This is a genomic window from Slackia sp. (assembly GCF_977041755.1).
In genome coordinates this window covers 1-11,285 of the sequence record NZ_CDRRGL010000058.1, presented here as the reverse complement: position 1 = coordinate 11,285, position 11,285 = coordinate 1, and the positions used below count along the sequence as shown (strand labels likewise).

Genomic DNA, 11,285 nt, shown 5'->3' with positions numbered 1-11,285 from the left:
GCTGTGGTCCCCAACCGGGGGGCCGGGGGCCCGCACGCCCGGAGTGACGATAAGGGCATCGGGGCCGAGCAGCTCGCGAAGCATAGCGGCTTCCTGCGGAGAAGCGACAACGCCCGAAAGGCCGGCCTCAGCCGCGCACGAGGCGAGCGTCTTCACCTGATCGGTGAGTTCGCGCGTGACACCTGTGGCGGCGAGGGTTGCAGCATCCATGCTCGTAAGAACCGTGATGGCCAGCGTCGCGGTGTCGCAGCCGGTGTTGTCGACGGCGGCCTGCGCGGCTTCCATCATGGGAACGCCGCCCACGGCATGCATGGTGATCATGTCGGCGCCCGCCTCGACGGCCGATGCGGCAGCGCCTGCGACCTGGTGCGGAATGTCATGGCACTTCAGGTCGAGAAACACCTTATAGCCCAGAAGCTTGAAGATCTCGACGATGGCAGGACCTTCGGAGTAATACAGCGTCATGCCGATCTTGAGCCACTTGGCCTTGCCCTGCAATGCAACGGCAAGATCGAGCGCCTTAGCACGGGGGCAGTCGAGCGCGACGATAACGCGGTCGGCACGGGGAATGCTTTCAAATGCTGCTAACATTGCAGCCCTCCAATCAAATCGTTCACGTCTGCGACGCCTTGCTCTTCGCAATATGCCTCAATGCCGGCGATAACCTCGTCAACCGCATGGGGATTGGTGAAGTTCGCGGTGCCAACGGCCACGGCGGTAGCGCCGGCGAGCATGAATTCCACCGCATCGGTTGCAGTGGAAATGCCGCCCATGCCCAAAATGGGAACCTTCACCGCGTTGTGGCACTGCCACACCATGCGCAAAGCAACAGGTTTCACAGCGGGGCCGGAAAGGCCGCCCACCACGCGAGCGAGCACGGGCTTGCGCGTGCGGGCATCGATTGCCATACCCAAAAGCGTGTTGATAAGCGAAATGGCATCGGCGCCGGAAGCTTCGGCAGCCTTCGCGATTTCGGTGATGTCGGTCACGTTCGGTGTGAGCTTCACAATCATGGGCTTAGTGGCAGCCTCGCGGCATGCAGAAACCACGCGTTCGACGCTAGGCACATGCGTTCCGAACGTAAGGCCGCCGGCGTCAACGTTCGGACACGATATATTGATCTCGTACGCGTCGGCCTGACCGTCCTCTTCAAGCGCCTCGACCACGGAAACGTATTCTTCAAGGCTGTGGCCCGACACGTTCACGATCGCCGGCACGCCCTGGCTCTTAAGCCACGGCAAATCGACCTCGCACAAGTGCTTCACGCCGGGGTTTTGCAAACCGATGGAATTGAGCATGCCCGAGGGGGTCTCGGCGATGCGCGGCGATTCATTGCCTTCCCAACCATTGAGCGAAACGCCCTTGGTGGTGACCGCGCCCATTCCTGCAACGTTCACGAAGTCGGAATATTCACGACCGGCGGCAAACGTGCCGCTCGCATCGGTCACGGGGTTGGCCATAACGAGGCCACCCAGGTTCACCTGCATATTCACGGCCATTACCACACCAGCTCCTTCGTGTTGAACACCGGGCCGTCAACGCACGAGCGGCGCTTGCCCGCCTGCGTTTCAACCACGCACGAAAGGCATGCGCCTACGCCGCACGCCATGCGCTTTTCCATCGAAACCCAGCACGGCACGCCCGCCTCTTCGGCGATAGCCGCAACTGCACGCATGAGCGGAGTGGGGCCGCAGCAATACACTGCGGAATAGTCGCCGCGCGCAAGCTCTTCGCGCACAGGTTCGGTGCAAAAACCCGCGTAACCAAGGGAGCCGTCGTCGGTAGCCACAATGGGATCGCGGCCCAACAGGCTCGCATAGTCGTCACGCGTCACCATCATGCTGGTAGTTTGGGCACCAAGCACAACTTCGACCTCACGGCCTTCGCGCACGAGCTGCTCGGTGAACATGAACAAAGGCGCGGCACCCACGCCACCGCCCACGATGAGGCTTTTGCCCTCGCTCGGCTGCCAACCATGGCCCAAAGGCGAGATAAGCGAGCATACGGCGCCCGTCTCAACCTCGGTCAAATACGCCGTGCCCTCGCCCACCGTTTGGTAGATGATTTCGACGTTGTCGCCCTTGGCGGCATACACCGAGAATGGGCGGCGCAGAATATGGGCGCCGAAGCCCGGCAGCAGTATGTGAACGAACTGGCCGGGACGAATAGCCGCAGCGGTTTTCGGAGCGGCCAGCGTGATTTTATACAGGCGTGGACCCAGGTTCTCGTTCGAGACTACGCATGCGCGCTCCTCAAACGCCGGGGTGCCGTTATGCGCTTCGCATTCACACATGGAAAACCCTTCACTTCATAATACAGACGAGGGCAAAGGCGCATGCGCGCCTTTGCCCGATATATCATACGCGAGCGAGCCACGATTCCGCCCGCGCACATGTTTGCTATTCGACGATAGCGCCGTCGCAAAGCGTTGCTTCGCCACCGACGAACACGTCGGTCGCGCGGCCCTTGAGCGCGCATCCGACGAAGCCGGAATTGTGCGCCTTCGAGCAGAAGTCGTCGACGGCCACGGTCCATTCGACGCTCGGGTCGAACACGGTGATGTCTGCGACGCTGCCCTCGGCGATCTTCACCGGCTCCAGGCCAAGAATATCGCGCGGAGCAACAGCCATGAGGTCAACCATGTCGGACAGGTCGATGATGCCCGGCTCAACGAGGTTCGTGAGCACCAGGCCAAGGCTCGTCTCGAGGCCCGTCATGCCAAAGGGCGCGAGCTCGAATTCGCGAGCCTTCTCCCATGCAGCATGCGGCGCATGGTCGGTGACGATAGCGTCGACCGTGCCATCTTTGACGCCCTCGATAAGAGCGGCGGCATCGGCGGCGGTACGCAGCGGCGGGTTCACCTTCAAGTTGGTTTCATAGGCATCGGTCAGTGCATCTTCGGTAAGGAAGAGGTGATGCGGCGTAACCTCGCAGGTCACGGGCAGGCCGGATTCCTTGGCCTTGCGAACCATCTCGAGGCCCTTGGCCGTGGTGATGTGCTGAATGTGCAACGGGCAGCCCGTGAGCTCGCACAGCTGGATGTCGCGAGCGATTTCGAGCTCCTCGCCTGCGGCTGGCCAGCCGAGCATGCCGAGGCGCGTGGAAACGACGCCCTCGTTGACCTGGCCGTCGCCGACAAGGCCGTTATCTTGGCAGTGCGCCATGAAAACCTTGCCGAACATCTTGCCGTAATCCATGGCGCGACGCATCATGCCGGCGTCCTGCACGCCCTTGCCGTCATCGGTGAAGGCAACGGCGCCATGGGCTACCATGTCGCCCATTTCGGCGATGATCTCGCCCTTCAGACCGTGGGTGATGGCGCCCGACGGGTACACGCGGCACTTGCCAACCTCGGCAGCGCGGCTCTTCACGTATTCGATAACCGCGCCATCGTCGGCAACAGGATCGGTATTGGGCATAGAGCAAACGCCCGTGAAACCGCCATGGGCAGCCGCGCGCGTGCCGCTCGCGATGTCTTCTTTGAACTCATAGCCGGGTTCGCGCAGATGCACATGCATGTCGACAAGGCCGGGCACGAGTACCTTGCCCGTAAGGTCTTTCACCTCGGCGCCTTCGGCGGCAATGCCCTCGCCCACCTGGGCGATTTTGCCATCTTCGACCAACACGTCGCACACGCAGTCGAGCTCAACCTGGGGATCGATAACGCGGGCGTTCTTAAGCAGCATTGCCATTATTCGGCACCTCCCAAAAGCAGATACAGCACGGCCATGCGCACGCAGATGCCCGCATAGACCTGTTCGAGAATGACCGAGCGCTCGGGGTGATCGGCCATGTAGCTGTCGAATTCCACGCCGCGGTTGATGGGACCCGGGTGGCACACGATGGCGTCGGGACGCATGAGATGCTCGCGCTTCTTCGTGAGACCGAACAGCTCATGGTATTCACGAAGGCTCGGGAACGGCGCGCCCTCGAGGCGTTCGCGCTGGATGCGCAGCATGTACACCACATCGAGCTCGGGCAAAACATCGTCGAGATACGGCGTCACATGGTCGGCGCCCAGCACCTCGGGGCATGCCGGCATAAGCGTGGCGGGGCCGACAACGGTGACTTCGGCACCCATGATCTTCAGTGCGGGAATGAGCGAGCCACACACGCGAGAGTGTCCGATGTCGCCCACGATGCCGACCTTCAGGCCGTTGAAGTCGTGCTTGTGCTCCCAGATGGTGTACAGGTCGAGCAGCGCCTGCGTAGGATGCTGGTGCTTGCCGTCGCCCGCGTCAACGACGCTTGCCGGCGTATGCTCGGAAATGATGCGCGGTGCGCCCGCATGCTTGTCGCGAACGATGATCATGTCAATCTTGTACGCGTTGAGCGTTTCCACCGTATCGATGAGGCTCTCGCCCTTCACGGAGCTCGTGGAGGAGCCGCCGAAATTCAGGCTGTCGCAAGAAAGGCGCTTCTCTGCCAGCTCAAACGACGAGCGCGTGCGCGTGGAAGGCTCGTTGAACATGTTCACGACCGTGAGGCCCTTGAGCGTGGGGACCTTCTTGATCTTGCGCTGATTGATCTCGGACAGCGTTTTGGCCGTCTCGAGAATCGTCATGATGTCGGTATCGGAATACTCATTGATGTCGATGAGATGCTTGTGTTCGAAAGCCATACGACTTATTCACCCCCCAGCGGCGCCGCATGCGCGCGGTCGCCCGGCTTCATATCCAGAATTTCAACCGCAGATGTTCCGTCGACCTCTTCGAGGAACAGGCGGACGTTCTCGTCGCGCGACGAGGGCACGTTTTTACCCACGTAGTCGGCGCGGATGGGAAGCTCGCGGTGGCCACGGTCAACGAGCACCGCAAGTTGGATGGAGGCAGGACGGCCCAAATCCATGAGGGCGTCGAGCGCGGCGCGGATGGTGCGACCGGTATAGAGCACGTCGTCTATAAGCACGACGGTTTTGCCGTCAAGCGAAAACGGGATGTGCGTGCCGTGCACTTCGGGGGAAAGGTAGGTCAGGAAGTCGTCGCGATAGAAGCTGATATCCAAGCTTCCCAAGGGCGGCTGCTCACCTTCGATTTCGGCGATCTTGTCAGCCAAACGCTTGGCCAAAACGTCGCCGCGGGTGACGATGCCCACGAGCACAATTTCATGCGCGCCGTGGTTCGCCTCCAGAATTTGGTGCGCGATGCGCGTAAGCGATCGCTCGATCTCGGACTCATCCATCACGATCGATTTCACCTGGTAGGCGTCTTTCATACACACTCTCCTCTCTTTGACTGAGTGCGTACAGCTGACCCGTGCTGCCGGCCCACCAGGGCAAAAAAAATGCCTTGGCCAGGGCAGGCTAAGGCTTCCGTGGGCACCATTATGTTCACGATCGGTGCCTATCGCGTGCCTTGCCGGTCTCTCTGTACCGTCTTAAAGGACGCTTGTCAGTATACACACCCATCCGCACGCACGTAACCCCCCTTGCGCGAATTTACGGAAAATGATGGCGAATGGCGTATTTGCAAATAGGCCTTAAAGCATGGCTCAACCCGACGTTACTCCGCCCGGCATAAACCTGCGTCCAACCCCCCCTGCGCTCAATGAGTGGGAGCGACCGAACATACGTTCGTGTTGATTTTACTCCAATTATTCCAGGGAACTTCGTCTCGTCTAGTTCACCGAGATGACTATAATCTGCAAGCCACTGGGGAATTGTGTCACTTTCGATTAGCCCTTCGGATCACCCGGAGGGCTTCTCTTTTCCCAGCTCAGGGATAATCTGATACTGCTATTTTCGGCTCATTCGCTCCATTGGAGTAATTTCTGTTCGACAGGTAAACGGGAGATGTCTCTGTGAATAGTTGCAAGCCACCTGAGACTATCGCAATGGAGTGTGAATTTAGACTGAGTTCAGAAAACAGTATCACTTTGAACTCACCCCATTTTCGGAGGCGAAGAAGCTTAAGAAGACTGCGGTCGAGAACGACACCTGCCTTAGCTGCCACAGCGAGGACTACACGCCCGAGGCCACGGCCGGCGTTACCGCGCTCACCGACAAGAACGGCATCACGGTCAACCCCCATGCCATGCCCGACACCGAGAAGCACGCGGAAAACGTCACATGCACCAGCTGCCACCCCATGCATTCCACGAAGACCGCGGAAGAGACCGCCCAGGCCTTCTGCCGCAGCTGCCACCACAAGGACGCCTACGAATGCAACACCTGCCACGAGCTGTAGGTCAGTCCCTTCCGAGGCAGATGGTTCGAAGGAGTTCGCACGCTTCCGCCCACGATTACAGCTTCGGGCAGCTATTGCGGCCGCTGCATGGTTCGGACGGCTATGCCACAGATTCTGCATGGTTCGTGCGACTACGCCAATTTCGCGTGGTACAACCGTCCAAAGTATGCGGGTGGGCGCATCTTGGCCCTCGCAATCCGCAGGGGGCAATGGACTACGCCTCCCGTTGGCCGTCGACCGCCCGGCTTTCGAGGACCCTCGGGTTCTACAAATCGAATTCCGAGGCGAGGGCAGTTCTGCAAGGCTTTTCGGCCCTGAGGCCTTGCAGAACCGGCACTTCCTCGGAAACGGATGCGGAGGGTTTTGATTGCAGGCGGTCGTTTTCCCGGATGGGGACGCGGCGGACGGCCAAGGGCGTGGACATGGACGAGTTCATCGAGGCCACAGCTCAGCTGAAAGCCGATGCCCTGGACATCACCCGCGAAAAAGCCGTCTCGCCCATGACAACGCTGCTGCCCCACCTGAAGCGCTGGTCAGACGAGGGTGAGCGGTAGCGGAAGACTGGTGTCTCTAACCAGGAGGCGGGCCGAAAAATCGGCTGCCTCACGTACCAACTAGCGCGAGCCGTCCCCGTACAGTCGGATGAGGTTGCCGTCTTCCTCGCGGGCATAGCCGAGGAACTCCCACCCGCACCTCTCGTAGAGGTCCTCGTGGTCGGTCACCAGGTACAATCGCTCGTAGCCCAAAAGCCTTGCCTGGTTGCTGGCCCAATCCAGAAGCCAGCGAGCGATTCCACGCCCGCGATAGGGCTCCTCCACGTAGAGCGCGCACAGATTCGGCGCCAAGTCGGTTCGGTCGTGGAAGTCGTTGTCGACGATGCCGAAGCCCGCCACGATGGCGCCGCCCGCATGCTCGTCGCGCAGCACGAACCACTGGGGAACCGCCGACGGCCGCTCGATGCTTTCCGCCATGCCCTCCGCGTACTCGCCAACGGAGATGGCCCACTTGCCGGCGAACCATACGGCAGCCTCCTGCACCAGCTCGGGGCGATCGGCGATTCTTGCCAGCGTCATGTTGGGCACGGGCAGCTGCCTTTCGCATGGGACATCCAGGCCATCACCCGCACACCCTTCGCCGTCGATGCCGCTGTCGAAACCGCGCACTGTCCCCCCCCCTACACCTTTGGCCGCCGTCCCAAGTCCACCATACTCCCGAACCCGCCGCGCCCGCAAGCCCGCCGCATCTGCACCTGCAATATGAACAGAGGGCAATCGCAGCAAAGGGCCGACGACAACCCTTCGACCAAGCGATATAATGCCTTCCCATGAGCAAATCATCTGACAGAGCATTCGGAAAACGGCTGAGCTTAGAAGCCAAGCTTGTTGACGCGACGGTACGGCAGCATCCTTTCATAACCATCAGCGTGGGGCTTTTCTTTCTATGGCTCGGGTTGCTGTTCCAGGCTCCGGCCTTCCTTGACGGCCAAGGCGACCTTTCGCTCTCGCTCATCGCAAGCTGGGCGCTTTTCGTCTCCGTTTACTCGCTGGGGTATCTCGCCATGCTCTGCTCGTATCGGAGGCTGACGCGCCTTTTCGAATCGCGGCTATGGTCTTTTGCCGCATGCGGGCTTATGGAGCTCGGCGGAGTGCTCAACGCTGCCCTTGCCGGAGGCCTTCTCGACTTTGGCTCGTTGCGACCCGTCGTTTCGTTTGCCGCAACAGCGATAATGTGCGTCGGAACCTCGTTCATTATGCCCATAGGCGCTTCGGCCCAGTACTACACTGGCTCGAGAAACGCCGTTGCGCTCAGCATGGTGGGGATGGTTGGATCTTCGGCCCTTCTCATCGTCATCAGCATTCTCGGACCTTGTGCAAAACTGGTAGCCATCTTGGCGATACCGTTGGTTTTGCCCTTTACGACTAATGCAAGTTACCCAAGCAAGGCATCTCGCAAGCGCGTGTTCGAGCACGGGCTCGACACCAAGCGTCCGCTCGTTCCCTACAAGCTGCTTCTCACCGCCATGATCCACGGCGCCTCCTTCGGCTCGCTGATCCTCTTCGTTCAGCTTTATCCAGACAGCGGGTCGACCCTCCTGTTCAATGCCCTGTGGTTCTTGGTCGGCATGCTGTTCGTTTTCGTCCTCGTGTTCCTCTTCCGTCGTGACTACAACAGCCTTATCTACCGTTGCTCCCTTCCCTGCATTGCCCTAGGCCTTCTTCTCGTGTGCCTGCAGGGATTCGGGATTATGGTCGGCTGCTCCCTCATTGCACTCGGCTACGCTTTTCTCCATGTGGTCATGTGCGGAGTCTGCGCCTATCTGGTTCGGCAATTCGACATACCTACCCTATGGGTACTTTGCCTCACTACGCTCTTCTTTGCCATGGGCCAGGTAGTTGGGGTCGTCCTTATCGGCGTTGGCATTGCCAAGGGCGTCTCCCTGAACGTACTTGCAGCCACAGGCCTGTTCGGCGTCCTTGTTGCCGCTCTCTATCTTTCAACCGATGTAAACGTCCGATATGGTTGGGGCATAGTGCGGCCCAGCGAATCTATCGAGGAAAACGCTGCGATTCCGTCGGCTGTCAGACTGCTGGCCACCGAGCGCAACCTCACCACCCGAGAATCGGAAGTCATCGCCCTCGCCGCCCAAGGCATGGCCCGCAAAGAAATCGCCTCTGCGCTCGTTCTCTCCGAGGACACTATCAAGTCCCATGTGCGCCATGCCTATGCAAAGCTCGGCATCTCGTCGAAGCAAGAGCTTATCGAGCTCGTGCAAGGCAAAGCCGCCCGCAAACGCAGGGGTGAATAAGGGGTGAACCGTATCCCTACCTGAGCTTTCACCCGCCCAAGGGTGAACACGGAGGGCGACGGCCATTTACACTTCCCTTCCAGCGAGGAGCAAAAGGCTTCTCGAGGATCGTCCCGACCAAGGGGATAGAAGGAAGGTAGACATGAAGAACTCGACCGATTTTCTGAGCAGGCGCTCGTTCGTTGCCGGAGCCGCCACTTTGGGCACGCTCGGCATTCTCGGAGCCACAGGATGTGCCCAAGGGAAGCCCTCGGCATCCTCCCAAGGCCAAACCGAAGCTGGGGCAGCCCCCGCCCCGAAGGACGCGAAGGCCACCTACGACACCGACCTGTTGATTGTCGGCTGCGGCGGCTCCGGCCTCGCATGTGCCGTTCAGGCGGGTATAGATGGCACGAACTGCCTGGTTATCGAAACGAGCACAACCACAGGCGGCAACGCTCAGGGCGTAGAGGGCATGTTCGCGATCAACTCGAGCATGCAGAAGGCTTTGGGAATAGACGCTATCGCACCCGCCGATATCATCGCCGGCCAGATGAAGGAACTGCAGTACGGCGTCAACGGAGCCGATTGGGTCGAGTTCTGCGAAGCTTCGGCCGACAACATCGACTGGTGCCTCGAGCAAGGCGTCGAGTATAACGGGGTCGTGGACAACTACTTCACGGGCGACGTTGCCACCATGCACTGGTTCAAGGACGGCAGCTGCGGAGCCGGCTACGTCCCCCAAATGACGAAACGCCTGAAAGACCTTGGAGTTGAGGTTCATCTCGGCACAACCGCGACCGACCTGGTGCGCAACGATTCCGGCGCGGTCGTCGGCGTTTACGCAGAAGGCGAAGAAGGATGCGTGCTCTACAATGCCAAGGCGGTGGTCTTGGCCACCGGCGGCTTCGCAACGGATCTCGACCTTATTGCGAAGCAGGGCTGGGACACCACGGGAATGGACCTCATGGGCCCGGGGGTTACCGGAGGGGGATACCGCATGGCCGTGGCCGCCGGCGCCTTCGACGACATGGCCTCCACCGCCCAGAGCATAGCGCCCTCGATTGCCGCATTCCCCTTGACCGACTACAAGAAAGACCCGATGAACCCCATCAACGGCCTGCCCGGTATTGCCGGAAGCCCCTTCAATGTCATGGTCGACCAGTTTGGCGACCGTTTCCTCCGCGAGGATGCATCGAACGAAATCTCGCGTTCCTCCTGCTACCTTGCAACGAAGCGAAACGCTGCGACCTATATCGTATTCGACGATGCGATCTACCGCCAAGTATTCGCTACGGACGACGCCGCACGAGAGATGTTCGAGACCTCGCTTGCCAACGACGATGGGAGCAGCTTGGCGACGGCGGACACCATCGAAGCGCTGGCGGAAAACTTCGGCATCGACCCCGAAGCATTGAATGCGACGATCGAGCGCTACAACGAGAGCTGCCGACTTGGCGTGGACCGCGATTTCTCCAAGGCTCCCGAGCTGATGCTGCCCATCGCCGAAGCGCCGTTCTACATGGCTCGCCTCGCTTTCGACTACTACTTCTCGACCGGCGGCCTGCTGATTGACAAGTACCAGCGCGTCTGGGACGCGGACAAGCAGCCCATTGCCGGCTTGTACGCCATCGGAAACGACGGCAACAACCACTATGCCAGCGTATATACCATCAACATTCCCGGAACGGCGTTCGGCCACCAAGTAAATTCCGGACGTAAGGCCGCATCAGTTGCGAAGGAGTACATAGCTTCGCTGAGCTAGCAAGCTCGTCGTCACCCTTCCTTCCGCCCGGAGACCGACTTCCCCTCGGTTTCCGGGCATTACCGTTCCGGCCAGTACTGGTTCAAACCCGAAGGTGCCGAAGCGTTGTGGGCCGACGTGAGCTACTTCGCCAACGGCCACGGAAGCTATCTTGGCGACATCCTGCTAGGCGAGGCTCCCCCACGCCCAGCAGGCACGGCAACCACTCATGGTAACGCTCTTACCCCACTTGAAGCGCTGGTCGAGCGAGAGCGGCAAGTAGCAGATGGCCCGCCTCGTACCCGCGTGCCCGGAACTCTACCCCTCCATCGCGAAGGCGAAGGCGACCATGGCGATGACCACTATCACCAGGCCCGCAAGAACGGCCCAGGCGGCGGGACGGGCCCAGTTCATGGTCCAGCCGATGCCGAATCGCCCGGGCAGAAAGAGGCTGGGGTCCTCGCGATTGAAGTAGAACACGCCCAGCTTCCAGTACCGGTCGTTGTCGCGCAGCAACGACGTCGCCCAGCTTGCCCCCGCGCCCGCGGCGCTGGCAACCGACGAATCCTCG

11 protein-coding genes and 1 pseudogene are annotated in these 11,285 nt (G+C 60.5%); 4 read left to right on the top strand and 8 right to left on the bottom strand.

The genetic code is table 11. The features are described from left to right. The 6 genes from pyrF to pyrR all read right to left on the bottom strand — a co-directional run. A partial coding sequence (gene pyrF / locus ACWI8T_RS05720; RefSeq protein ID WP_449138261.1) for an orotidine-5'-phosphate decarboxylase occupies nt 1-591 on the bottom strand: 591 nt, incomplete at its 3' end. Then, complete coding sequence (locus ACWI8T_RS05715) at nt 585-1,499, bottom strand: dihydroorotate dehydrogenase (protein ID WP_123218761.1); 915 nt, start codon at nt 1,497-1,499, stop codon at nt 585-587. The genes pyrF and ACWI8T_RS05715, both read right to left, overlap by 7 nt. Next, entirely contained in the window at nt 1,499-2,293 is a 795-nt protein-coding gene (locus ACWI8T_RS05710) for a dihydroorotate dehydrogenase electron transfer subunit (protein WP_449138260.1), read from the bottom strand. Before ACWI8T_RS05710 ends, ACWI8T_RS05715 begins: the two co-directional genes overlap by 1 nt. Before the next feature lie 106 nt (nt 2,294-2,399). After that, nucleotides 2,400-3,692, bottom strand: a complete 1,293-nt coding sequence (locus ACWI8T_RS05705) for a dihydroorotase (RefSeq protein WP_114614954.1) — start codon at nt 3,690-3,692, stop codon at nt 2,400-2,402. Further along, nucleotides 3,692-4,621, bottom strand: coding sequence for an aspartate carbamoyltransferase catalytic subunit (locus ACWI8T_RS05700; protein WP_114614953.1), 930 nt, complete (start codon nt 4,619-4,621; stop codon nt 3,692-3,694). The genes ACWI8T_RS05705 and ACWI8T_RS05700 overlap by 1 nt, the downstream gene beginning before the upstream one ends. A 5-nt stretch (nt 4,622-4,626) precedes the next feature. After that, complete coding sequence (gene pyrR / locus ACWI8T_RS05695; RefSeq protein ID WP_114614952.1) at nt 4,627-5,214, bottom strand: bifunctional pyr operon transcriptional regulator/uracil phosphoribosyltransferase PyrR; 588 nt, start codon at nt 5,212-5,214, stop codon at nt 4,627-4,629. A 746-nt stretch (nt 5,215-5,960) separates the two neighbouring features. On the opposite strand from pyrR, the pseudogene ACWI8T_RS05690 reads away from it, so the two are divergent. Together ACWI8T_RS05690 and ACWI8T_RS05685 are read left to right on the top strand one after the other, a co-directional pair. Further along, nucleotides 5,961-6,185 (top strand): annotated as a pseudogene (locus ACWI8T_RS05690) (cytochrome c3 family protein); the annotation flags it as partial. A 422-nt stretch (nt 6,186-6,607) separates the two neighbouring features. After that, nucleotides 6,608-6,739 (top strand): hypothetical protein, encoded by a 132-nt coding sequence (locus ACWI8T_RS05685; protein ID WP_449138259.1) that lies wholly within the window; start codon nt 6,608-6,610, stop codon nt 6,737-6,739. A gap of 60 nt (nt 6,740-6,799) precedes the next feature. Here the strand turns inward: ACWI8T_RS05685 and ACWI8T_RS05680 are convergent, their stop codons facing one another. Further along, a complete protein-coding gene (locus ACWI8T_RS05680; protein WP_449138258.1) occupies nt 6,800-7,258 on the bottom strand; it encodes a GNAT family N-acetyltransferase in 459 nt (152 codons plus the stop codon). A gap of 737 nt (nt 7,259-7,995) precedes the next feature. Between ACWI8T_RS05680 and ACWI8T_RS05675 the strand changes: the two genes are divergently transcribed. After that, nucleotides 7,996-8,991, top strand: a complete 996-nt coding sequence (locus tag ACWI8T_RS05675) for a response regulator transcription factor (protein ID WP_449138257.1) — start codon at nt 7,996-7,998, stop codon at nt 8,989-8,991. 142 nt (nt 8,992-9,133) lie between these two features. Beyond that, nucleotides 9,134-10,735 (top strand): FAD-dependent oxidoreductase, encoded by a 1,602-nt coding sequence (locus ACWI8T_RS05670; RefSeq protein ID WP_449138256.1) that lies wholly within the window; start codon nt 9,134-9,136, stop codon nt 10,733-10,735. A gap of 297 nt (nt 10,736-11,032) precedes the next feature. Here ACWI8T_RS05670 and ACWI8T_RS05665 read toward each other — a convergent pair. Further along, nucleotides 11,033-11,285 (bottom strand): DUF5808 domain-containing protein (locus ACWI8T_RS05665; protein WP_449138255.1); only part of this gene is annotated, 253 nt, incomplete at its 5' end.

What these genes read in the sequence shown, in the direction of transcription:
- ACWI8T_RS05715 (WP_123218761.1), bottom strand. Translation starts at nt 1,499, where the DNA reads ATGGCCGTGAATATGCAGGTGAACCTGGGTGGCCTCGTTATGGCCAAC.
- ACWI8T_RS05710 (WP_449138260.1), bottom strand. Translation starts at nt 2,293, where the DNA reads ATGTGTGAATGCGAAGCGCATAACGGCACCCCGGCGTTTGAGGAGCGC.
- ACWI8T_RS05705 (WP_114614954.1), bottom strand. Translation starts at nt 3,692, where the DNA reads ATGGCAATGCTGCTTAAGAACGCCCGCGTTATCGATCCCCAGGTTGAG.
- ACWI8T_RS05700 (WP_114614953.1), bottom strand. Translation starts at nt 4,621, where the DNA reads ATGGCTTTCGAACACAAGCATCTCATCGACATCAATGAGTATTCCGAT.
- pyrR (WP_114614952.1), bottom strand. Translation starts at nt 5,214, where the DNA reads ATGAAAGACGCCTACCAGGTGAAATCGATCGTGATGGATGAGTCCGAG.
- ACWI8T_RS05685 (WP_449138259.1), top strand. Translation starts at nt 6,608, where the DNA reads ATGGACGAGTTCATCGAGGCCACAGCTCAGCTGAAAGCCGATGCCCTG.
- ACWI8T_RS05680 (WP_449138258.1), bottom strand. Translation starts at nt 7,258, where the DNA reads ATGACGCTGGCAAGAATCGCCGATCGCCCCGAGCTGGTGCAGGAGGCT.
- ACWI8T_RS05675 (WP_449138257.1), top strand. Translation starts at nt 7,996, where the DNA reads ATGGTGGGGATGGTTGGATCTTCGGCCCTTCTCATCGTCATCAGCATT.
- ACWI8T_RS05670 (WP_449138256.1), top strand. Translation starts at nt 9,134, where the DNA reads ATGAAGAACTCGACCGATTTTCTGAGCAGGCGCTCGTTCGTTGCCGGA.